This is a genomic window from Duganella sp. CY15W (assembly GCF_009857555.1).
Classification (GTDB): Bacteria; Pseudomonadota; Gammaproteobacteria; order Burkholderiales; family Burkholderiaceae_D; genus Rugamonas; species Rugamonas sacchari.
This window is the reverse complement of the sequence record NZ_WWCQ01000001.1, coordinates 720,492-743,407: the sequence shown is the minus strand read 5'-3', so window position 1 is coordinate 743,407 and position 22,916 is coordinate 720,492. Positions and strand designations below refer to the sequence as shown.

The 22,916-nt window shown below is 61.1% G+C and carries 21 protein-coding genes; 7 read left to right on the top strand and 14 right to left on the bottom strand.

Annotated features, from left to right (window positions below; translation table 11 throughout):
* Positions 1-45: 45 nt before the first annotated feature.
* The 11 genes from GTP58_RS03490 to GTP58_RS03440 form a co-directional block, all read right to left on the bottom strand.
* Positions 46-1,770: a methyl-accepting chemotaxis protein gene (locus GTP58_RS03490; protein WP_161076278.1), complete on the bottom strand. Its 1,725-nt coding sequence runs from the start codon at positions 1,768-1,770 to the stop codon at positions 46-48.
* 118 nt (positions 1,771-1,888) lie between these two features.
* On the bottom strand, positions 1,889-2,383 hold the full coding sequence (locus GTP58_RS03485; protein ID WP_161076277.1) for a chemotaxis protein CheW: 495 nt from the start codon (positions 2,381-2,383) through the stop codon (positions 1,889-1,891).
* Between the two features lie 9 nt (positions 2,384-2,392).
* The gene (gene cheA, locus GTP58_RS03480) at positions 2,393-4,579 is read right to left on the bottom strand and encodes a chemotaxis protein CheA (protein ID WP_161076276.1); all 2,187 of its coding nucleotides are present in this window, start codon (positions 4,577-4,579) and stop codon (positions 2,393-2,395) included.
* Positions 4,580-4,622: 43 nt separating this feature from the next.
* Positions 4,623-4,988, bottom strand: coding sequence for a response regulator (locus tag GTP58_RS03475; protein ID WP_072780422.1), 366 nt, complete (start codon positions 4,986-4,988; stop codon positions 4,623-4,625).
* Positions 4,989-5,023: 35 nt separating this feature from the next.
* Positions 5,024-5,572: a chemotaxis protein gene (locus tag GTP58_RS03470; RefSeq protein ID WP_072780424.1), complete on the bottom strand. Its 549-nt coding sequence runs from the start codon at positions 5,570-5,572 to the stop codon at positions 5,024-5,026.
* Between the two features lie 23 nt (positions 5,573-5,595).
* Entirely contained in the window at positions 5,596-6,558 is a 963-nt protein-coding gene (gene motB, locus GTP58_RS03465) for a flagellar motor protein MotB (RefSeq protein WP_072780425.1), read from the bottom strand.
* A 37-nt stretch (positions 6,559-6,595) separates the two neighbouring features.
* Entirely contained in the window at positions 6,596-7,456 is an 861-nt protein-coding gene (motA, locus tag GTP58_RS03460; protein ID WP_072780427.1) for a flagellar motor stator protein MotA, read from the bottom strand.
* 132 nt (positions 7,457-7,588) lie between these two features.
* Complete coding sequence (locus tag GTP58_RS03455) at positions 7,589-8,311, bottom strand: class I SAM-dependent methyltransferase (protein ID WP_161076275.1); 723 nt, start codon at positions 8,309-8,311, stop codon at positions 7,589-7,591.
* Between the two features lie 58 nt (positions 8,312-8,369).
* The gene (gene flhC / locus GTP58_RS03450) at positions 8,370-8,918 is read right to left on the bottom strand and encodes a flagellar transcriptional regulator FlhC (protein ID WP_072780430.1); all 549 of its coding nucleotides are present in this window, start codon (positions 8,916-8,918) and stop codon (positions 8,370-8,372) included.
* A gap of 27 nt (positions 8,919-8,945) precedes the next feature.
* Complete coding sequence (gene flhD / locus GTP58_RS03445; protein ID WP_072780431.1) at positions 8,946-9,263, bottom strand: flagellar transcriptional regulator FlhD; 318 nt, start codon at positions 9,261-9,263, stop codon at positions 8,946-8,948.
* A 106-nt stretch (positions 9,264-9,369) separates the two neighbouring features.
* Positions 9,370-9,615 (bottom strand): hypothetical protein, encoded by a 246-nt coding sequence (locus tag GTP58_RS03440; protein WP_139260313.1) that lies wholly within the window; start codon positions 9,613-9,615, stop codon positions 9,370-9,372.
* A 217-nt stretch (positions 9,616-9,832) separates the two neighbouring features.
* Between GTP58_RS03440 and kynU the strand changes: the two genes are divergently transcribed.
* The 3 genes from kynU (at position 9,833) to GTP58_RS03425 (ending at position 12,626) form a co-directional block, all read left to right on the top strand.
* Positions 9,833-11,074, top strand: coding sequence for a kynureninase (gene kynU / locus GTP58_RS03435; protein WP_161076274.1), 1,242 nt, complete (start codon positions 9,833-9,835; stop codon positions 11,072-11,074).
* A 16-nt stretch (positions 11,075-11,090) separates the two neighbouring features.
* On the top strand, positions 11,091-11,951 hold the full coding sequence (kynA, locus tag GTP58_RS03430) for a tryptophan 2,3-dioxygenase (RefSeq protein WP_161076273.1): 861 nt from the start codon (positions 11,091-11,093) through the stop codon (positions 11,949-11,951).
* Between the two features lie 78 nt (positions 11,952-12,029).
* Positions 12,030-12,626, top strand: coding sequence for a CHRD domain-containing protein (locus GTP58_RS03425; RefSeq protein WP_202413468.1), 597 nt, complete (start codon positions 12,030-12,032; stop codon positions 12,624-12,626).
* Here the strand turns inward: GTP58_RS03425 and GTP58_RS03420 are convergent.
* From GTP58_RS03420 to GTP58_RS03410, 3 genes are all read right to left on the bottom strand, one after another.
* On the bottom strand, positions 12,619-14,580 hold the full coding sequence (locus GTP58_RS03420; RefSeq protein ID WP_161076272.1) for a CocE/NonD family hydrolase: 1,962 nt from the start codon (positions 14,578-14,580) through the stop codon (positions 12,619-12,621). The two genes, GTP58_RS03425 and GTP58_RS03420, sit on opposite strands and share 8 nt — an antisense overlap.
* Before the next feature lie 101 nt (positions 14,581-14,681).
* Complete coding sequence (htpG, locus tag GTP58_RS03415; protein WP_161076271.1) at positions 14,682-16,592, bottom strand: molecular chaperone HtpG; 1,911 nt, start codon at positions 16,590-16,592, stop codon at positions 14,682-14,684.
* 55 nt (positions 16,593-16,647) lie between these two features.
* Positions 16,648-18,306 carry a PLP-dependent aminotransferase family protein gene (locus GTP58_RS03410; protein ID WP_161076270.1) on the bottom strand — a complete coding sequence of 553 codons (1,659 nt, stop codon included), beginning with the start codon at positions 18,304-18,306 and terminating at the stop codon, positions 16,648-16,650.
* A 76-nt stretch (positions 18,307-18,382) separates the two neighbouring features.
* On the opposite strand from GTP58_RS03410, the gene GTP58_RS03405 reads away from it, so the two are divergent.
* From GTP58_RS03405 to GTP58_RS03390, 4 genes are all read left to right on the top strand, one after another.
* The gene (locus GTP58_RS03405; protein ID WP_229215407.1) at positions 18,383-19,333 is read left to right on the top strand and encodes a DMT family transporter; all 951 of its coding nucleotides are present in this window, start codon (positions 18,383-18,385) and stop codon (positions 19,331-19,333) included.
* Positions 19,334-19,428: 95 nt separating this feature from the next.
* Entirely contained in the window at positions 19,429-19,890 is a 462-nt protein-coding gene (locus GTP58_RS03400; protein WP_110848828.1) for a RidA family protein, read from the top strand.
* 99 nt (positions 19,891-19,989) lie between these two features.
* A complete protein-coding gene (locus tag GTP58_RS03395) occupies positions 19,990-21,183 on the top strand; it encodes a PLP-dependent aminotransferase family protein (RefSeq protein ID WP_161076269.1) in 1,194 nt (397 codons plus the stop codon).
* 367 nt (positions 21,184-21,550) lie between these two features.
* Positions 21,551-22,909 (top strand): diguanylate cyclase domain-containing protein, encoded by a 1,359-nt coding sequence (locus GTP58_RS03390; protein ID WP_161076268.1) that lies wholly within the window; start codon positions 21,551-21,553, stop codon positions 22,907-22,909.
* Positions 22,910-22,916: the final 7 nt, after the last annotated feature.

Sequence of the window (22,916 nt, the reverse complement as noted above, 5' to 3'; positions counted from 1 at the left end):
ACTATGCCCGCGTCACGCCCGCTGACGCGGGCGTGACACGCTAACTTAAAACTCTTCCCACTCGTCACCACCGGATGGCGCGGCTGGCGCCTTCTTCGGTGCGGCAGGCTTGGCGGCGGCCGGTTTCGGACGCGGTGCGGCAATCGCCGGCGCGCGTGCTGGCGCTGCGGCGGCCACCACGGGCGCCGGCGCCGGACGTGGTGCCGGACGGCGCACCGACTCGTCATGCGACAGCTTGAAGATGCTGACCGCCTGCGACAGCAGCTCGGCCTGCTCCTGCATGCTTTCCGCCGCTGCGGCAGCTTCTTCCACCAGCGCGGCATTCTGCTGCGTCATTTCGTCCATCTGCGAGATGGCCTGGTTGACTTCCTCGATGCCGTTGCTCTGTTCCTGGGTCGCGGCAGTGATCTCGCCCATGATGTCGGCCACCTGGCGGATCGAGGTCACGATCAGGTCCATGGTCTGGCCGGCTTCATCCACCAGCTTGCTGCCAGCGTCGACTTTTTCCACCGAGTCGCTGATGAGTTCCTTGATTTCCTTGGCGGCGCCAGCGGAACGCTGGGCCAGGTTACGCACTTCCGAGGCCACCACCGCAAAGCCGCGGCCCTGTTCGCCAGCGCGCGCCGCTTCCACCGCCGCATTCAGCGCCAGGATGTTGGTCTGGAACGCAATGCCATCGATGACCGAAATAATGTCGGCAATCTTGCGCGAGGATTCGGTGATCGAGCCCATGGTCTGCACCACTTGCGACACCACGGTGCCGCCCTTCTCTGCCACCGACGACGCCGTCACCGCCAGCTGATTCGCCTGGCGCGCATTGTCGGCATTCTGCTTCACGGTGCTGGTCAGTTCTTCCATCGAGGACGCGGTTTCTTCCAGCGAGCTGGCCTGCGATTCGGTGCGGGCCGACAGGTCGGCATTGCCGGAAGCGATTTCCTGCGACGCGGTCGAAATCAGCTCGGTACCGGTACGCACATCGCCCACGGTCTTGGCCAGGCTCTCGTTCATGTCCTTGAGCGCCTGCAGCAGTTCACTGGTTTCGTCCTGGCCTTCCACGTGCACATGCGAGGTCAGTTCGCCAGCAGCCACTTTCTGCGCCACGCCCACGGCGCCCGACAACGGACCGGTAATCGAACGGGTAATCACGGTGGCGCAGATCACACCCAGCGCCACGGCAATACCGCCCAGCACGAACAGCACCACCATCAGGCCACGGTCGGCGGTGACGGAACCGTCCATCACTTCCTTGGCGTTGGCCTGCTGCATGTCAACCAGCTTGTTGATCAGGGCCAGCGTCTGCGTGTTGAGCGGGTCGATGCGGCCGGAAATCACCTTGGCGCCGCCTTCGCTGTTAAACGCCAGGATCTGGCCGATGGCTTCCTTGAACGCCGCATCGGTGTCGGCATCCAGCGCGGCAATCTCGCCCAGCACCTTCTTCTCGGCGTCATTCAGGCCCTGCGCCTTCAGTTCGTTGAGCGCCTTGTCATAGCGCGCGCGCTGGTCCTTCACCTTCTGCTCTTCCTTCTGCATCAGGCTGACGTCGGACTGCAAGCCGATATTGCGCATGGCGATACCGGTTTCCAGCATCGCACTCTTCATGGTGCCGGCGTCGAGATTCTTGGCCGTCGCGGTTTCCAATCCCTTGGTCAGCTTGCTCTTGTTGCTGTAATTAAGGTAATTGGTCATCAGGACGATCGCCACCAGGATCAGCAAAATAATGCCGAACCCGATCCGCAGCCGTGCGCCGATTTTGAAGTCGCGTAAATTCATTGTGATTCTCCCCTCATGTCTGTGCTCTATATGATGTGGCGGCGCGCTCTTCTTTTTGGAGTGCGTCCGTAGTCTTGCGTGGCCGGCGCGGGGCTGTGGCGCCGGCAGTCGGCCTGGATCAGGCCGCCAGTTGTTCGATCAAGCCCATTTCCGGGCTGGACATCAGCTTGTCGATGTTCACCAGGATCAGCATACGCTCATCAATGGTGCCCAGGCCGATCATGTAATCGCTGCTGAACGCGGTGCCCATTTCCGGCGCCGGTTTGACCTGCTCCGGGCTCAGCGTGGTCACGTCCGACACCGAGTCCACCACCATGCCGACAATGCGGCCGTTGATGTTGAGGATGATGACCACAGTGAACTGGTCATACACCGGCTCGCCCAGGTTGAACTTGATGCGCATGTCCACCACCGGAATGATGATGCCGCGCAGATTGATCACGCCCTTAATGAATTCCGGTGCATTGGCAATCCGGGTCACGGCTTCGTAGCCGCGGATTTCCTGCACTTTCAGAATGTCGATGCCGTACTCTTCCGAGCCCAGCTTGAATGCCAGGTATTCGTGGCCGGCGATGTCGCTGGCATGTGCCGCGTTGGATTGAATCTCTGCCATGATGGCCCCCTATGAAGAAAAAATCGATTCGTCAGCAAGCTGACGCGACGAGCGTATCAGCGCGGCGACATCCAGAATCAGCGACACGCCGCCATCGCCCAAAATCGTTGCGCCGGAGATGCCCGCCACCTTGCGGTAGTTGGACTCCAGGTTCTTGACCACCACCTGCTGCTGGCCTACCAGTTCATCGACAAACAGGCCGGCCTTGCGGCCATCGGTTTCGACAATGATCACGATGCCCTTGCACGGGTCATTGAAGCGCGGCGTGATGTCGAACATCTGATACAGCGGCACCAGCGGCAGGTACTCGCCGCGCACCTTGATGACGCGGCCCTTGCCACTGATTTCCTTGACGTCTTCCGGCACCGGCTGCAGCGACTCAATCACAAAGCCCAGCGGCAGGATGTAGATTTCCTCGCCGACGCGGATCGACATGCCATCCAGGATCGCCAGCGTCAGTGGCAGCGAAATCGAGATGGTGGTGCCAAAGCCCTTGGCTGAACGGATGTCCACCACACCGCCCATGGCCGTGATGTTACGCTTGACCACGTCCATGCCGACGCCGCGGCCGGATACGTCCGTCACGGTTTCGGCGGTGGAGAAGCCAGGCGCAAAGATCAGCTGCCAGACGTCCGCATCGCTCATGTTGTCGCTTAGCGGCAAGCCATTCTGCTGGGCCTTGGCAAGAATCTTCTCACGATTCAGGCCGCCGCCGTCGTCCGATACCTCGATGATGATGTTGCCGCCCTGGTGCGAGGCCGACAGGAACAGGCGGCCGGCGTCGCTCTTGCCGGCGGCGCGGCGCACGTCCGGCATTTCAATGCCGTGGTCGATCGAGTTGCGCACCAGGTGGGTCAGCGGATCGACGATGCGTTCGATAAGGCCCTTGTCCAGCTCGGTGGCAGCGCCATTCGTGATGAAATCGACTTTCTTGCCCAGCTTGGTGGCGAGGTCGCGCACCATGCGCGGGAAGCGCGAGAACACGAAGTCCATCGGCATCATGCGGATCGACATGACCGCTTCCTGCAAGTCACGCGTGTTGCGGGTCAGCTGGCTGACGCTGTTGAGCAGGCGCTGGTGCACCATCGGGTCCAGCGTATCGACGCGCTGCTCGATCATCGCTTGCGTGATGACCAGCTCGCCGACCAGGTTAATCAGCTGGTCAACCTTCTCAATCGATACCCGGATCGAGGAAGACTCGGCGCCCGGCGCCGGCGATTTTTCCTTTTCCTTCTCTTCTTTTTTGACGACTTTCTTTTCTTCCTCGGGCGGCGTCTCGATCACGATGCCGGCCGCCGCGCGGATCTGCTCCACCGGCTGGAAGAAGCCGTAACCTTGCGCATCCTCGCTGCCGGCGGCCGCATTGGCGCGGATCTCGTCGAGCGGCTGGAAGAAGCCATAGCCTTCGCCTGCGGCCGCGGCCGGTTTCAGTTCGGTGGTGTCGAAGAAGCCGTAGCCGAGGTCGTTCTCGACCTGGTCGCGCTCGGCTTTTTCCTTTTGCGCCTGGGCGTCGTCCAGCCTGGGCAGCTCGGTGACTTGCATCTCGTCCGGGTTCAGCACGAACGAGCAGATTGCAATGATGTCGTCCAGGCTTTCATGCGTGGTCATCACCATCGCATTGCGGTCCTTGTCCAGCGGCGTGATCGAGACGTGGCCCATCAGGCCCAGCTCGTCGCCAAGCGCCTGCACTTCGCGGTACGCCATGGCCGGCAATTCCAGCCGGTAGCGGCGGCCACCGCTGTGATCGACCACCTTGGCTTCCGGCGCATTGAAGGCCGGCGCCACGGGCGCCAGCGCCACCACGGGCACATCCTGCGCCAGCGATTGCAGCATCATGCGCACGTCGGCGACGGCGTCCTGGTCCACTTCGCTGCCGTTGCGGTGGCCGTCCAGTTGCATCTTGAGGATGTCCTTGGCGGCCAGGAAGGCGTCGACGTGCTCGGAAGTCAGCGCCATCTCGCCCTTGCGGATGCGGTCCAGCAGGGTTTCCAGCACGTGCGTGACTTCGCTCATGTCGGTCACGCCGAACGTGGACGCGCCGCCCTTGACCGAGTGGGCGGTGCGGAAGATCGCATTCAGGTCTTCCGGATCAGGCGACTCCACATTGACGGCCAGCAGCAGCCGTTCCATTTCAGCCAGCAGTTCCTCGGCCTCATCGAAAAAGACCTGGTAGAACTGGCTTATATCGATGGTCATGGTGATACTCCGTTACGTTCGCTCAGCATCATTGCACGCCTTATCAGCCGATGACCTTTTTGACTACCTCGATAAGCCGCTGTGGATCGAAAGGCTTGACCAGCCAGCCATTGGCGCCGGCGGCGCGGCCCTTGGCTTTCATCTCGTCGGACGATTCGGTGGTCAGCATCAGGATAGGGGTCTTGGCGTAGCTGGGCAGCTCACGCAGCAGTTTGATGAGTTGCAGGCCGTCCATGCGCGGCATGTTCTGGTCGGTCAGCACCAGATCGACGTTCTGCAGCTTGGCTTTTTCCAGGCCGTCCTGGCCGTCCACGGCTTCCACCACCTGGTAGCCAGCCGCTTTCAGGCTGAACGCCACCATCTGGCGCAGGGAACTGGAATCATCAACCGCAAGTATAGTCTTAGCCATCTTTTTATCTCACTCAGTAAATCATTTATTAGTCGTTAGAACAGCTCGATGTCGCCGCTCTCCAGGTGTTGCTGACTGACCGCCTTGCGCAGCACGCTGCGCAGTTCCAGGCTTTGAATTGCCAGCGCCATGCTGACCTTGCCCAGCAGCTCGACGATCTGCTCGTTGTCGCTTTCCGGCAGCATCTCTGCGCCATGAGCGCCCAGTGTGCCGAGGAACTCGCGCAAACCGGTCACGCGTTTCAGCGTGCGATCCAGCAGCTGGCTGGTCATGTCCTGGAATTGCAGGCTGGTGATGGCAGCATTGACATAGCTGCCCACCTGGCCTTGCAGCGCCTCCAGCTGGGCGCGCTGCTCGGGCGTCACCGTCCCGCCGTCCAGCAGCAACTGGATGGTGGCCTGTTCGGCCTCCACCGTTTGATGGATGGCCATGAAGTTGAAGGACAGCTTTTCTATCGCTTCCTCCAGCAGCAGGCCGGTCTGGATCAGGTCAGTCTCGACTTCGGTCAAATGACGGCGACCGTGGTCAGACACGCCGGACAACAGGCGCTTGACGTGGGAACCCAGAATTTTTTTTCTCGTCATAACAGTCTCGTTCTTTACATCTCTTATTTGCGTACCGGCGGCCCCGACTTCGCAGGCGCGGGCGCGGCGCCGGCAGCCGCGGCCACACCGGCCGCCTCTTCCACGTCGCCCACTTCCAGTTTGCGGCCATCGCGCAGCACGCTCTCTTCGGCGCGCTTGTTCATCACGACGATGCTGATGCGGCGGTTGATCGGGTTGAACGGGTCAGCCCGGTCCAAATTCACGGCCGACGCCAGGCCCACCACGCGCAGCACCTTGGCATCGTTCATGCCGCCGGCAATCAGTTCGCGGCGCGACGCGTTGGCGCGGTCGGCCGACAACTCCCAGTTGCTGTAACCGGTTTCGCTCATGTACGGCGTCGAATCGGTGTGGCCGGACAGGCCGATGCGGTTCGGCACGTCATTGAGCACAAAGCCGATTTCATGCAGGATGTCCTTGGTATACGACTGCAGCTCGGCCTTGGCCAGCGCGAACATCGGGCGGTTCTGCTCGTCCACGATCTGGATCCGCAAGCCATCATTGGTGATGTCCAGCAGCAGCTGTTCCTTGTACTTTTTCAGCAGCGGATTGGCGTCGATCTTGTTCTCGATCTTTTCCTTGAGCGCTTTCAGGCGCTGGTTTTCCTCGGCCTCGAGCGCGGCCTTGGCGGCGGTCAGGTTAAAGGTCTTTTTCACGGCCGGGTCATCGCTGGCCTTGACCTGGCCTTCGCTGCGGGTCAGATCCTTGCCGCCGCCCTTGAGGATGGACGAGCTGTCGCCGCTGCCCGAACCGCCTTCCATCGCTACTTTCAGCGGCGTCTTGAAGTATTCGGAAATCCCGTTGAGGTCGCCCTTGGTGGTGGAGCCCAGCAGCCACATCAGCAGGAAGAAGGCCATCATCGCGGTCACGAAGTCGGCATACGCAATCTTCCAGGCGCCGCCGTGGTGACCACCGCCGCCCTTCTTGACGCGCTTGACGATAATAGGCCGTAAGCCCTCTTCAGCCATGATTCTTCCTTAACATATAAACAGTGACCAGCATGGCTTACTTCGACTTCGATTTCTTGATGTGATCTTCCAGCTCGTTGAAGGTCGGACGCTCGGTCGAATACAGCACCTTGCGGCCAAATTCCACTGCCAGCGCCGGCGCATAGCCATTCAGGCTGGCCAGCAGCGTGACTTTGACGCACTGATACATCTTGGTTGATTCTTCCAGCTTCTGCTCCAGCAGGCTGGACAGCGGGCCAACGAAACCATAGGCCAGCAAAATACCGAGGAAGGTACCGACCAGCGCGTGCGCGATCAGGATGCCCAGCTCGGCCGGCGGCAGGCCCACCGATTCCATGGTGTGCACCACGCCCATCACCGCCGCCACGATACCGAAAGCCGGCATGCCGTCACCGAGCTTGGCGATCGCGTGGGCCGGCGCGGCGCCCTCGTGGTGGTGGGTTTCAATTTCGATGTCCATCAGGTTCTCGATCTGGAACGCATCCATATTGCCCGACACCATGAGGCGCAGGTAATCGGTCATGAATTCCACGATGTGATGATCTTCCAGCACCGTCGGATACTTGCTGAACAGCGGGCTCTGCTCCGGGCTGTCGATATCGCCTTCAATCGACATCAGGCCTTCCTTGCGCACCTTGGACAGCACGTCGAACAGCAGCGACATCATTTCCATGTACAGGTCTTTGGTGTAGCGCGAGCCTTTGAACAGGGTCGGCAGTGCGGCGATCGTGGCTTTGAGCGTCTTGGCGTTATTGCCAACCAGGAAAGCGCCCATCGCACCGCCGCCGATCATGACCACCTCCAGCGGCTGCATCAGGGCGGCCAGATGCCCGCCGTTCATGGCAAAACCGCCGAACACGCCGACACAGACCACTACATATCCAATGATGACTAACAAGTGTCCAGACTCCCCAGAGCGAAAACCGGTTGAAATATGTCAAATCAATAGCCGATTTTCTATAAATTTACATGTAGAACTACAATAGCCTGAGTAGGGGTAGACGGGCAAGAGAATAACGTCAAATGATGCTTAAAAGTACCAAATGTAGAGTGAAGATCCTAGCTCTGTGGCAGGAATGACCTCATCCGGAGATCTTTCCATAATGACAAATTCGTAGCTTGCAAGCATGGACCCGGGACGCATTTCCGCCGCCGCCTTGCGCCACAATCCAGACATGGCGGCCGGCGACAGGTAGGCAAAGACCACATCAAACTGACTGAAATCAAGTTTCTCGTAGTCGCCGAGCAGGATACGGGCGCGGCTGCCGCCCAGTTTGGCGCGCAGCCAGCTATATAAGAAGGGAAATGGCGCCAGTTCAATCCCCACCACCTCGGCATCCGCCCGGACCCGGCTCATATACAGTACAAAGCCGCCCAGGCCACTGCCGATATCGATAATGCGCGGCGCCTGGCGATCAGACAGCTGCTGCCGCACCGCATCCCACACGGCGGCGCCGGACGGGTAGTACGGCACCTGGGTGCGGAATGTCGACCAGTACCAGCCCAGCAGCAGCAAAAACACCAGGCCAAACAGCCAGGACGGCAGCTGCAGCGCCAGCGCCGTCAGCACCGCCAGCGGAAACAGCAGCTGGATCGCGCGCCACCAGGCCGCCAGCGCCAGCTTCCAGGTAATGCCGGCCGCAATCAGCCCCTGCACCACGGCCACAGTCAGATAATCAACGGAGAAATGAAAACTGGCCATCACATAAATGAGGGCCAGTGTCAGCGGCAAGGCGCCGGCTTGGATCAGCATGGCCCGCACGGCGGGCGCGCGGGCGATACGGTGGAGATAAGAGAGGGTCACGCGGGCATTATGCCGCCAATACTTCCACTTCGCGAATTTTCTTGGTCTTGCCGGCACGCGAAGGCATGTGGCACAGGCCGCACACATAGCTGCCGTTCAGATCCATGGCGTTGACCACGTATTTGCCCTGGCATTTGGTGCAAGGCGCCGTCTCCAGCATTCTGCTGCTGAAGAAGCGTACCAGCGTCCAGGCGCGGGTCAGCGACAGCAGCGGCTCTTCGCCCGGCTCCGGCGGCATTTGTTCGAGGTACAGCTTGTAAGCCTTCATCACCGCTTCCACCCCGGTGGCGCCGGCGTGGGTCACCAGGAAGCCGTGGATGTTGATGAACAGCGAGGAGTGAATATTCGGCTGCCAGGTCAGGAACCAGTCGGTCGAGAACGGCAGCATGCCTTTCGGTGGCGACACGCCCTTGAGCTCCTTGTACAGCTTGAGCAGGCGCTCACGCGACAGCGACACTTCCGATTCCAGCAGCTGCAGGCGGGCGCCCAGCTGGATCAATTCGATTGCCAGCTGAATTTCCTGGGCTTCCGACACTACGCTTTTCTTGGCGGCCATGATCTCTACTCCAACGACGCAGGTAAATTAAGCAATCTCTTCGACTGGCTGGCCGGCCATCAGGATGGCGGCGTGCGACTGGGCCAGTACGCGGTCTTTGTTGTAGTTGGTCAGCATCGACAGGATGGCGCTGTCGTCGAAGCGGAAACGGGCCAGCATCATGTTGCCGCCTGCCAGTTTCAGGATTTGCGCATTGCTCATGCCTTCGATCAGGTCGGCAATGTCGGCGGAGATGCCGAGGCGGAAGATCGCGGTGACTTTGTCGGCGCGGATCATCTGCTGAGCCAGCATCAGGTAGCTCAGGTTGGCGTCGCGAATTTCAGCCATCATATCGTTTGCGGTCATTTTCCCACTCCTTGCAGTTTTCTCTCTGTCAGAACGCATTTGCGTTTCCGTTGAGATACATTCTGCTCGAGCAACAAATGCACGAGAAGAGGTGACACTCCGTATTTTAGGTCGGGAAATGACGGGCAGGACCTGTCGGTGTTTGTCTTACAAACACACGCAGATCACTCTGAAACCCGCTGTGGATGCGGGCCTGGGGAGGCGATGAATCTTCAAAAATATCCTGCTTTGAATCGAAAAATAAGACGATAAAACGACTCTTTTTTGCGACATCTAAACTGGTAACGGCAGGGTTTTGGAGAACTTTAGGGTTTTGACGAAAAATTTTTAAAATATTTTTCGCTTCTTTCAAAAGTCACCCACCAACGGATTCCTGCACATCTAAGAACGGTAACGGCAGAGGTTTAAAGAACTTTAGGGGTTTTTTGAAAAAAACCGAAAAATTTTTAAAAAAGAGCTCAAGTCCAGCATTCATGCGGGTTAGCGGGCGATCCTGCCAGTGAAAAAACGGCGTCGGACGCAATTTTTCAGGTTAAACTCACTACTTTAGACCTCAAGCAACGATCAAAATGACAACTCGCAACCATTGCCTGGAGCGCGACGCGCAAGATCCGCTCGCCGCCTTCCGCAGCCAGTTTGACCTGCCAGCCGGCGTTATTTATCTGGATGGCAACTCTTTGGGCGCCCGTCCGAAGACCTCCCTCGCCCGTGCCCAGCACGTGATTACCCAGGAATGGGGCCACGACCTGATCCGCAGCTGGAATACCGCCGGCTGGTTTGACCTGCCCAGGCATCTTGGCAATCGCCTGGCGCCGCTGATCGGTGGTGTGGATGGCGAAGTGGTTGTCACTGACACAACTTCGGTCAATCTGTTCAAGGCCCTGGCCGCCGCCCTGCAGATGCAAAGCAGCGATACCGCCCGCCGCGTGATCGTTACCGAACGCTCCAACTTCCCGACCGACATCTACATGGCGGAAGGCCTGAGCAAATGGCTGGACCGTGGCTACAGCATCAAACTCATCAACAGCCCGGATGAGCTGTCGGCCGTTATCGGCGCCGACACCGCCGTCGTCATGCTGACCCACGTGAACTACCGCAGCGGTTACCAGTACGATATGCAGGCCACCAGCGCCCTCGCCCATGCCGCCGGCGCCCTGATCCTCTGGGACCTGGCCCACTCGGCGGGCGCGGTGCCGGTCGACCTGCACGCCAACGGCGCCGACCTGGCCGTAGGCTGCACCTATAAATACCTGAATGGCGGACCTGGCGCGCCCGCCTTCATCTGGGTCCCGAAAAAACACCAGGGCCAATTCCAGCAGCCGCTGTCCGGCTGGTGGGGTCACGCCACGCCGTTTGCGATGGCGCCGCACTTTGCACCGACCGACGGCATCGGCCGCGCACTGTGCGGCACCCAGCCCATCGTCTCGCTGGCCATGGTCGAATGCGGCCTGGACGTGTTCGCCCAGACCAGCATGGCCGCGATCCGCGAAAAATCGCTGGCGCTGACCGATCTGTTCATCGAACTGGTGGAAGCGCGCTGCGGCATGCATCCGCTGGGACTGGTGACGCCGCGCGAACACCCACACCGTGGCAGCCATGTCAGCTTCACCCATCCGCATGGCTACGCCGTGATGCAAGCGCTGATCGCGCGCGGCGTGATTGGCGACTACCGCGAGCCGGCCATCATGCGTTTCGGCTTCACGCCGCTGTACACGAGTTATGCTGAGGTATGGGACGCCGTGGAAATCCTGCGCGACATCCTGGACCGCCAAGACTACAACGTCGACGCCAAGCGCGACGCCGTCACCTGAAAACGAGATAAACAATATGAGCGATAACAAATGTCCCATGCACGGCGCCAGCGCCGACGCGGCCCAGTGGCACGGCGCGCAAATGGACTTCAGCAATGACATGAGCTATGGCGACTACCTGGGCCTGGAAAAAATCCTGCACGCCCAGCACCCGCTGTCGCCCAACCATAACGAAATGCTGTTCATCATCCAGCACCAGACCAGCGAACTGTGGATGAAGCTGATGCTGCATGAAATGCGCGCCGTCCGCACGCACCTGCAGGCCGACGACCTGCCGCCGGCGTTCAAGATGCTGGCCCGCGTGGCCCGCATCATGGACCAGCTGGTACACGCCTGGGACGTGCTGGCCACCATGACGCCGCCGGAATACACCGCCATCCGTCCCTATCTGGGCGCATCGTCGGGCTTCCAGTCCTACCAGTACCGCGAAATCGAATTCATCCTCGGCAACAAGAACGCCAACCTGCTCAACGTCCACGCCACCACGCCGGAATTCCCGCTGCTGGAAGAGTCGCTGCGCACGCCATCGATCTACGACGAAGCGATCAAGCTACTGGCGCGTAACGGCCTGCCGATTTCCGCCGAACGCCTGAATGCCGATCCGAGCCAGCCCACCGTGGCCGATGAATCGGTGCAGCAAGCCTGGCTGGAAGTCTACCGCGACCCGACCCGCTACTGGGCGCTGTACGAGCTGGCCGAAAAGCTGGTGGACATGGAAACCGCGTTCCGCTTCTGGCGCTTCCGCCACGTGACCACGGTCGAACGCATCATCGGCTTCAAGACCGGCACTGGCGGCACGGCCGGCGTCAGCTACCTGCGCAAGATGCTGGACGTGGTGCTGTTCCCCGAACTGTTCGCCCTGCGCACCGCACTGTAAAGAAGCCGGGAAGAAGCCGGGAACTCCAGCGCCGATGTCCCCTCTAAGTTATACGTCATAACAAGGAGGGATCACATCATGAAGCATATCCGCAATGCGGTGGCGGCAGCAGGCCTGCTGTTTGCCACCGTGGCGTCCGCCGCCACCTACACCACCATCCTGACCGGCCCGCAGGAATCGCCGGCCAATACTTCAGGCGGCATCGGCGCCGCCCTCGTCAAATTTGACGCCACCACGCATGTGCTGGACATCGGCGTCGCCTTCAGCGGACTGCTCGGCGAAAGCACCGCCGCGCACATCCACTGCTGCACCACGACGGCGGGCAGCGGCACAGCGGGCGTCGCCACCGAACTGCCCTCTTTCACCAACTTCCCATTGGACCTGCATACCGGCGCCTATCAGCACACCTTTGACACCGCGCTGACCAGCAGCTGGAATCCGGCCTTCCTGAGCGCCAATGGCGGTACTGCCGCCGGCGCCGAGGCCGCGTTCCTGACCGGGCTTAACTCCGGCAGCGCCTACCTCAACATCCATAGCAGCATTTATCCGAACGGTGAAATCCGCGGCTTCCTGGTCAACGTCTCGCCGGTGCCCGAACCCGGCACTTACGCCATGTTCGGACTGGGCCTGCCCGCAGTGCTGATGCTGGCACGGCGCCGCCGCAGGCCTACCTGACCGTAGCGCTCACCAGCGGCAGCTCGATATAGCTGTCGTGATAAATGCGCTGGGTCGCCTTCTTGTAATCCGCCGGCTGCGCGTAGAAGATATTCTGCACAAAGGTCTGCGGATTACGGTCGTACAGCGGGAACCAGCTGGACTGGATCTGCACCATGATGCGGTGTCCCGGCAGGAACACATGGTTCGCCGTCGGCATCGCAAAGCGGTACGGCAGCGGCGTATTGGCAGCGATCGGCTTGGCCGTGGCAGCGCTTTCGCGATAACGGCCACGGAAGATATCGGCGGAAATCATCAGCTGATAACCGCCCATCTCCGGCTGCGACGCCACCTGGTCCGGGTAGACATCAATCAGCTTCACCACCCAGTCCGCATCCGTGCCGCTGGTGGCGGCCAGCAGGTGCGCGATCGGCTCGCCGCTGATCTTGACGGGCGCGGACAGCACACCCGTGGTGTACGTCAGCACGTCGGTGCGGCCCGAGGCCTCGCGCTGGTCATCCACCAGCCAGCGCGGCCAGGTCTGGCCCTTGGCTTCATCGTAGCCATAAGGTGCGATGGGACGCTGGCGGTAAGGCACCGGCTTGGCCGGGTCGGAGACGTATTCATCGTACGCCTCTTTCTGCGCGGGCCTGGCCAGCGGCACCGACGCCGTATTGGTCAGGTTCAGCCGCGCGCCGGCGGCCAGACGCAGCGTCGCAGGAGCGATTACACAGCCACTGACGCAGCCGGCAGGCCAACTGTCCAGCGCCCGCCATTTATTGGTCCCCGTCTCAAACGCCGTAACTGGTGCGATCTTCGCTGCCAGCGCTTCTGGCGACGGGTCATCCTTCAGATAACGATCAAGGAAGGGGCGCAATATCTCCTGGCGGAAGTACAGACCCGTGTCGCTGTTGAATTTAATCGGCCCCAGCTTGCTGCCGTCGCCATCCTGGCCGCCGTGATTCCACGGCCCCAGCACCATGAACACCTGGTTATCCTTATCGTTGGGCTTGATCGCCTTATAGACAGCGATCGCGCCATAAATATCCTCCGCATCCCACAAGCTGTGGACCAGCAGCGTCGGCACCGTCACCGGCTGCCTGGCGAGTATCCTGTCGACCGCCTGACTTTGCCAGAACTCGTCATACGACGGATGGGCGGCGATCTTACGCCAGAAACCGCTCTGCTCCACGCCGCGCTGACGCGCCAGCGCACCGGCCGAGCCGGCGCGGATAAAGGTATCGTAGTCATCGTAATGGCTGGTGAACCAGTGCGCGTCATTGCGGCGCGTGGCCACCTGTTCCAGGATGTACGACATATTAATCTGGCGGAAAGCGCCGTGATGGAACCAGTCATCGCCGCGCCAGCCATCCACCATCGGATTCATCGGCACCGCCACCTTCAGCGCCGGATGCGGATTCACCAGCGCGATCAGCGGCAGAAAACCGTCATACGAACCGCCGATGATGCCTACTTTACCGTTCGACTCTGGCACGTTTTTGGACAGCCACTCGATGGTATCCCAGGCATCGGTGGAATGATCGATCACGGTCGGATTGAACGGCGTGCCGGCCATCGGCCGCGTCATCACATAATCGCCTTCCGAGCCATACTTGCCGCGCACATCCTGCACCACCCGGATATAGCCGCCCTGGGTGATGACATCCGCCATATTGTCATAGCCCGTCAGCACCGACTCCATCTGCGAATTTTCCGCATGATTGACCATATCCGCCGCGTTATACGGCGTACGCGTGAGCAGAATCGGCGCATTGCGCGCCTTGCGTGGAATGACAATCACCGTATTGAGTTTGACGCCGTCGCGCATCGGTATCATGACCGCGCGCTTGATGTAGTCGAAGCTATCGACAGGGGCTTTGAATTCGTCCGGCGTCTCGCTCGGCAAAGGATTCTGCGCATGCGCAGACAGCAGCACGCTGGCCAGAACAGCCAGCGCAAGAACAGATTTCTTCATGAGAACTCCGGGGTCAGGTCCGCCAATTCTACACGGCCTCAGCACTAAACGCGTTAGCGCAGAGCTCGTGTAGAAATGACGGACCTGACCCCGGAAGGCGTTTATTTCGCCAGCAGCAGTTCGTTGAGGCGTTTGACGAAGGTGGCGGGATCGCTCAGCGCGCCGCCTTCGGCCAGCAGGGCCTGGTCGAACAGGAGGTGCGACCAGTCGCTAAACGAGCTGGCCACATTTTCGGCCTTCAAGCGCTGCACCAGCGGGTGCTCTGGATTGATTTCCAGGATAGGCTTGGACTCGGGCGCGGCCTGGCCGGCCGCTTTCAACATGCGCAGCAGGTTGCCCGACAGTTCGTTCTCGTCCGCCACCAGGCAGGCCGGCGAATCGGTCAGACGGAAGGTCACGCGCACGTCCTTGGCTTTGTCGGCCAGCGCTTCTTTCATCTTCTCGACCAGGTCCTTGTAGGCGGTTTCGGTCTCTTCATGTTCCTTCTTCTCGGCTTCGTCTTCCAGCGCGCCCAAATCCAGGCCGCCTTTCGCTACCGAGACCAGTTCCTTGCCTTCGAACTCGGTCAGGAAGGACAGCATCCACTCGTCCACGCGGTCGGTCAGCAGCAGCACTTCCACGCCTTTTTTGCGGAAGATTTCCAGGTGCGGGCTGTTTTTCGCGGCGATGTAGTTATCGGCCGTGACGTAGTAGATCTTGTCCTGGCCTTCCTTGGCGCGTGCGATGTACTGCTCCAGCGACGTAATCTGTTCGTCGTTGTCGTTGGCGGTCGAGGCAAAGCGCAGCAGCTTGGCCAGACGGTCCTTGTTGGCCGCGTCTTCGCCGATGCCTTCTTTCAGCACCTGGCCGAATTCGGTCCAGAAGGTCTGGTACTTGTCTTTCTTTTCCTGTTCGTCCGCATTCGCCAGCTCTTCCAGCATGCCGATCACGCGCTTGGTCGAACCGTCGCGGATCACTTTCACATCGCGCGACTCTTGCAGGATTTCGCGCGAGACGTTCAGCGGCAGGTCCGCCGAATCGATCACGCCTTTGACGAAGCGAAGATAGGTCGGCATCAGCTGTTCGGCATCGTCCATGATGAACACGCGCTTGACGTACAGCTTGATGCCGCCACGCTTGTTGCGGTCCCACAGGTCGAACGGCGCCTTGGCCGGGATGTACAGCAGCTGGGTGTATTCGCTGCGGCCTTCCACGCGGTTGTGGGTGTGGGTCAGCGGCGACTGGAAGTCGTGCGACACGTGCTTGTAGAATTCGTCGTACTGCTCCGGCGTGATGTCGGACTTGTTACGTGCCCACAGCGCGCTGGCCTGGTTGACGGTTTCCAGGTCGTCCTTGACGACGGTTTCCTTCTTCTCGTCGTCCCATTCCTCTTTCTGCATCACGATAGGCAGCGAGATATGGTCGGAGTATTTGCGGATGATGGATTTCAGCTTCCACGACGACAGCAGCTCGTCCTCGCCTTCGCGCAGATGCAGGATGATGTCGGTGCCGCGGCTGGTTTTCTCGATCTGCTCGACCGAGTAGTCGCCCTCGCCGCCCGATTCCCAGCGCACGCCTTCCGACGCCGGCAAGCCGGCACGGCGCGATTCCACGGTGATCTTGTCGGCGATGATGAAGCCCGAGTAGAAGCCCACGCCAAACTGGCCGATCAGCGCCGCGTCCTGCTGCTGGTCGCCCGACAGTTTGCCGAAGAATTCCTTGGTGCCCGATTTGGCGATGGTGCCGAGGTGGGAGATCGCCTCGTCACGGCTCATGCCGATGCCGTTGTCGGAAATGGTGATGGTGCGCGCCGCCTTGTCGAACGAGACCTTGATCTTGAGTTCGTGGTCGTTGCCGTACAGGGCATCGTTGTTGATGGCTTCAAACCGCAGCTTGTCCGAGGCATCGGACGCGTTGGAGATCAGCTCGCGCAGGAAGATTTCTTTGTTCGAGTACAGGGAGTGAATCATCAGCTGCAGCAGCTGTTTCACTTCGGCCTGGAATCCAAGGGTCTGTTTTTCAGTATCAGCCATTTTTGAATAGTCTTTTGGTTAAGATTTGCGGAAGGTGGGGATTATAAAAGGCTTTTCAAGAGCCGCCTAACTCTCGTTCAAGAAAACGCCACACGGCCGGCTCCTGCATCGCCGCCACGTTTAGGCGCATACGCGTGGAAGGCAGCTGCTTGGGCGAGAACAGGCTACCCGGCGCCAGCAGCAGGTTGTGGGCCATGGCGCGCTCGGTCAGGGCATTGGTGTCGCAGCCGGCGTCGGCCCACACAAACATGCCGGCCAGCGGCGAACTTTCCACTCTTAGGCCGATGCGCTCCATCTGGCGCAGCGCCTTGGCACGCACGCTGTCCAGGCGCCCGCGCAAACGGTCGGCATGCTTGCGGTAGGAGCCTTCGGACAGCACTTTGTAGACCACCCGCTCGCCGATATCGCTGGTGGTCAGTGTCGATAGCATTTTACGATCCGCGAGCCGCTCGGCGCGTTCCATCGAGGTGGCGATAAAGCCCACGCGCAGGTTCGCCGCCATGGTCTTCGAAAAACCGCCCAGATAAATCACGCGCTGCAGCTGGTCCAGTGCGGCCAGCCGGGTGGCCGGTTGCACAGCGCTGCCCGGATGCAGGTCGCAGTAGATGTCGTCCTCCACGATGAGGAAGCCATGCTCCTCCGACAGCCGCAGCACCTGAAACGCCTTGGCCGCCGACAGCGAGGTGGAACTCGGGTTGTGCAGCACGGAGTTGATGATGTACAGCTTGGGCTTGTGGATGGCGGCCAGCTCCGTGAGGCGGGCGATATCCGGGCCGTCGGCCAGGCGCGGAATGCCGATCACCTGCGCGCCCAGCGCCGCAAACGAACCAAACATCAGGAACCAGGCCGGGTCATCGACAAAAATCACATCGCCGGGGCGCGTGAACTCGCGCGCCACCAGGTCCAGCGCCTGCGTTACGCCTGCCGTGGTGACGAATTGTTCCGGCTCGGCGGCGATCTCCAGCTCGGCCAGTTTGTGCTGCAGTTGCTGGCGCAGCGGCAGGAAGCCTTGTGGCACGCCATAACTGAGCAGCAGGTTGGGATTCTGGCGGCTGACGGCGCGTAGCGCATTGGCGATGGCCGGACCATCCAGCCATTCGGACGGCAGCACGCCGGTGCCCGGCATTTGCTGGTGCGGCATCTGGCGGAACATATTCCGCACCAGCCAGACAATGTCGATCGGCTTGGATTCAAAGCCGGCGTGCTGACTGCGGACTGGCGAGAGCAATGGCGCGCTGTCGCCCGCGTGCACCGCCATGGCTGGCCGCTCGCGCACAAAGAAGCCGGCGCCGCGGCGCGATTCCAGATAACCGGTCGCCACCAGCTTGTCATACGCGGCCACCACGGTAAACGCCGATACCCCATGCGAGGCCGCAAAGGCGCGGATGGACGGCATGCGGGCGCCGCCCCGCAGCAGGCGGTCATCGATACGCGCCGCCACCGACCGCACGATCTGGTCGATCAGCGTCTCACCGGACTCGCGCGACAGCAAGCCCACCATCGGCCCGCTCGCGCCCCGCCCCGGCGTGCGGGTCGGCCTACGCTGTGCGGCCGCGGTGGCCGGCACCTGCACCTGCACCGACATCACCGACGGTCCGGGCGCCGGCGCCGCCATGGCGCGGGCCTGCGCTGCGGCCAGCGCTTCATTGACTGCCTCCGCCGCGGCAGCTGCGGCGGCGCCTAACATCGAAGTGCGTGATCGTGTATTGGTCATTTTACCGTCACAGTATGAGGAATTATGTTATCAAGTGTACTGGCACTGTACTGGTTTTGTCACGTAGCATAAACCCATGACAGAAAATACATCACCCATTACACCGACCCTGCCCACACACAGCCGCCTGAGCGAAGAAACCACCGGCATGCTGCTGGGTTTAATCGGCGTTGCCATTTTCAGCCTGACACTGCCCTTCACGCGCCTGGCAGTCAGCGGCGGTGTGGATGGCGATGGCTTGTCGCCGCTGTTCGTCGCCCTCGCCCGTGCGCTGGCGGCGGCTGTACTGGCCGGCAGTTGGCTGTACTGGAAACGCGTTCCACTGCCGCCCAAATCCGCCCTGCCCGCACTTGCCATGGTCTCCATCGGCTGCGTGATCGGCTTCCCGTGGCTGACCTCCGTCGCCATGCGCAGTCTGCCTGCCGCCCATGGCGCTGTACTGGTCGGCATCCTGCCGCTGGCCACCGCCGTGTTTGCGGCCTTGCTGGGCGGTGAAAAGCCGTCCAGAGGCTTCTGGATCATGGCGATCTTAGGCTCGGTGCTGGTGGTCGGCTTTGCGCTGCGCCAGAGCGGCGGCAGTCTGCATCTGGCGGACCTGGCCATTTTCCTGGCCGTGGTGCTGGCCGCCATGGGCTATGCCGCCGGCGGCCGCCTGTCGCAGACGCTGGGCGGACAGCAGACCATTTGCTGGGCGCTGGTGCTGTCGGCGCCGCTGCTGCTGCCCATCGTCGGCTGGCAGTCCTGGCAGGAACAGGCGCAAATCGCCAGCGCCAGCACGGCCGCCTGGACCGGCTTCGCCTATGTTTCCGTGTTCTCCATGTTCATCGGCTTCGTGTTCTGGTACCGCGGCATGGCCCTGGGCGGGGTGGCGCGGGTCGGACAAGTACAGCTGGTGCAGCCGTTTCTGTCTGTACTGGGCGCCACCGTGGTGCTCGGGGAAACGCTGGAATGGCAAACCCTGATCTTCGCAATTGCCGTGATCGCCGTGGTGGGTGCGGGCCGCAAAATGCAGGTAAAACGCAGCTGAGGCCATACAGGATTTTGATTTTGCCTCAATTGTGAGCATCCCCGGCGGCAAGGGTACAATAACGGTCTTGATACACATAACACTTGGATAACCACATGTCTGTTTACGAAAAACTGAAAGCGCTTGATATCACCCTGGCTGCACCGGCCACTCCAGCAGCCGCCTACGTCATGTACGCCCAAACCGGCAATCTGGTATTCCTGTCCGGTCACATCGCCAAACGCGCCGACGGCAGCGTATGGGTAGGCCAACTGGGCAAGAACATCGACACCGCAGAAGGCAAGGCTGCCGCGCGCGCCATCGCCATCGACCTGATCGGCACCCTGCAAGCGGCCGTGGGCGGCGACCTGACCCGCGTCAAGCGCATCGTCAAAGTCATGAGCCTGGTGAACTCGACCTCGGAATTCACCGAACAGCACCTGGTCACCAACGGCGCTTCCGAGCTGCTGGGCGAAGTCTTCGGCGACGCCGGCAAGCACGCCCGCTCGGCCTTTGGTGTCGCACAAATCCCGCTTGGCGCCTGCGTCGAAATCGAACTGATCGCGGAAGTCGCGTAAGCGGGCGGCAGCTTACCCGCTGCCGTTCCTTTGATAAGAGCACGCCACAAGCGCGCTGAATGAATGACCGGCCACGCCGGTTCCTCTAGTGAGACATGTATGAAAATCGAAAACCAGAATCCGATCGAATGGCGCTTCGCTGAACGCGCCGAGCAGCTGCAGGCATCCTTCATCCGCGAGATCCTGAAGATCACGCAGCAGCCAGAGATCATTTCCTTCGCCGGCGGCCTGCCATCGCCAGCCACCTTCCCGGTCGAAGAAATGCAGGCCGCGTTTGACAAAGTCCTGCGCGACAACGGCAAGGTAGCGCTGCAATACGGCCCGACCGACGGCTACACCCCGCTGCGCCAATGGATCGCCGACTCGCTGTCGACCGGCGGCGCCAAGATCCTGCCGGAACAAGTCCTGATGACCTCCGGTTCGCAGCAGGCGCTGGACCTGCTGGGCAAAGTGCTCATCGACGAAGGCAGCCGCGTGCTGGTCGAAACCCCGTCCTACCTGGGCGCACTGCAAGCGTTCTCGGTCTACCGTCCGGAATTCAAATCGGTGGCGACCGACGACCATGGCCTGGTGCCAGCGTCGATCGACAAAGTGGCAGAAGGCGCGCGCCTGCTGTACTCCCTGCCGAACTTCCAGAACCCGACCGGCCGTTCGCTGTCCGTTGAGCGCCGCCTGGAACTGGTAGAAACCTGCGCCCGCCTTGGCCTGCCGCTGATCGAAGATGATCCATACGGCGCCCTGAGCTACAAAGGCGACCCGGCACCGAAGATGGTGGCGATGAACCCGGACGGCGTGATCTACATGGGCTCCTTCTCGAAGGTCCTGACCCCTGGCATCCGCCTGGGCTATGTGGTCGCCCCGCTGCCACTGGCGCGCCGCCTGGAACTGGCCAAGCAGGCGGCCGACCTGCACACTTCGCAGCTGACCCAGATGGTGGTGCACGAAGTGATCAAGGACGGTTTCCTGGAGCAGCACATTCCAAAAATCCGCACCCTGTACGGCAACCAGTGCCAGGTCATGCTGGACGCCATGGCGCAGCACTTCCCGGCCGGTGTCGAGTGGACCAAGCCGGAAGGCGGCATGTTCATCTGGGTGACGCTGCCAAAGCACATCAACGCCATGCAGCTGCTGGACGAAGCCATCGCACAGAAAGTGGCGTTCGTACCAGGTTCGCCGTTCTACGCCAACGAGCCAGAGACCAATACCCTGCGTCTGTCGTTCGTGACCGTGTCGCCAGAGCGCATCCGCACCGGCATTGAGATCCTGGGTAAGCTGATCGCCTCCAAGATCTAAGCCGTCGCAAGTCACACCTCCGTGGGCGGCGCTCGCCGCCCACAAAAATACAACACCGGCCGCGCAGTCTTTATCACTAAAAGTCACCAAAAAGCGCTAAACCAATAGCAAGCCGCCAACATTACTTATACCATTTGGCGCTAGTCTGGCTGCGGCATCATGCTTTCGAGGACATCCTCCAAAATCATCGGTTTTTTTTCACCAGCAATCGTTGCAAAGCGGTATGATTTGAACGGATAGTCACTTTCAAATCAGGCCAGCCTTTGTTGAAACGCGCACCAATCACCCCCGCTTTCCCCCACCGTTGCCCATCCGCGCAACCGCACTGCCACGCCAACGCAACCCACCAGGTTAAAGGCGAATCCCGATGAATTCTGGAAGTCTGAGTTTTGCAACGCGGCGGGATGCCGCGATACTGATTGTTGATGATGCGCCCGAAAATCTGGGCGCGCTGCGCAAGCTGATGGTCGAACAAGGCTATCAAACCTTCGTCGCCACCTCCGGCGAGCGCGCGCTGAAAATCGCCCGCCGCGTGCATCCGGACCTGATCCTGCTCGACATCATGATGCCCGGGATGGACGGCTACGAAACCTGCCGCCAGCTCAAGAGCAATGCCGCGACCCAGCGCATTCCCGTCATCTTCATGAGCGCACGCACCGGCACCGACGATGTGGTGGCCGGCTTTGATATCGGCGCCGTCGACTATATCAGCAAGCCGCTGCGCATGCCCGAAGTGTGCGCGCGCGTGCGTACGCAGCTGCAAATCCGCAGCAGGAGCGAAACACACGAAGAACAGGCCGAGCGCCTGCGCACCATCGTCAACAACATGGCCGAGGGCCTGCTGATTATTGAAGCGGATGGCCGCATCCAGTTCACCAATCCCGCCTGCGACAAGTACCTGGGCTACCAGGTGGAAGAGCTGGCGGGGCGCAGCATCACCGACCTGCTGAACCCACTGGTGGCGCAGGAATACCTGGACTACTTCGCGCGCTACGCCGCCGCGCCGCAGACCGCGCACAACCACGGCACGCGCGAAGTCATCATCCGCCACCGCAACGGCAGCTCCGTGTGCATGGACCTGACGCTGACGCCGATGTATTTGCGCCAGCCGCTGTTTATCGGCCTGCTGCACGACATCACGCACCACAAACAATCGGAAGACGCCTTGCAGCGCGCCGCCATGGTCGATCCGCTGACCAAAATCGCCAACCGCCGCCACTTCGATACCTTCCTCGAAAAAGAATGGCAGCGCGCGATGCGCAGCGGCCAGCCCTTGTCGCTGGTGGTGCTGGACGTCGACCACTTCAAACTGTACAACGACACCCTGGGGCATGCGGCGGGCGACGCCTGCCTGCAGCAGGTGGCGCAAGCGATCGCCTCGCACGCGCTGCGGCCGACCGACCTGGCGGCCCGCTACGGCGGCGAAGAATTCGTGCTGCTGTTTGCGGAGACCGATGGCGACGCAGCCTACCTGCTGGGCGAATCGATCCGCAACCACATCGAATCGCTGCAGATCCCGCACCCGCGCTCGACGACATCGGCATGGCTGACCGTCAGCATCGGCGTAGCCACCATCCACCCGCACCAGCTGGACAACACCGAATCCCTGTTCGTGGCCGCCGACCGCGCCATGTACGTGGCCAAGGAAGGTGGCCGCAACCAGGTCCAGGCCACCAAAACCGGCGGCGCCTCGCTGGCCGCCGTCAAAGCCATGGTCATGCGCTAATTCCCGA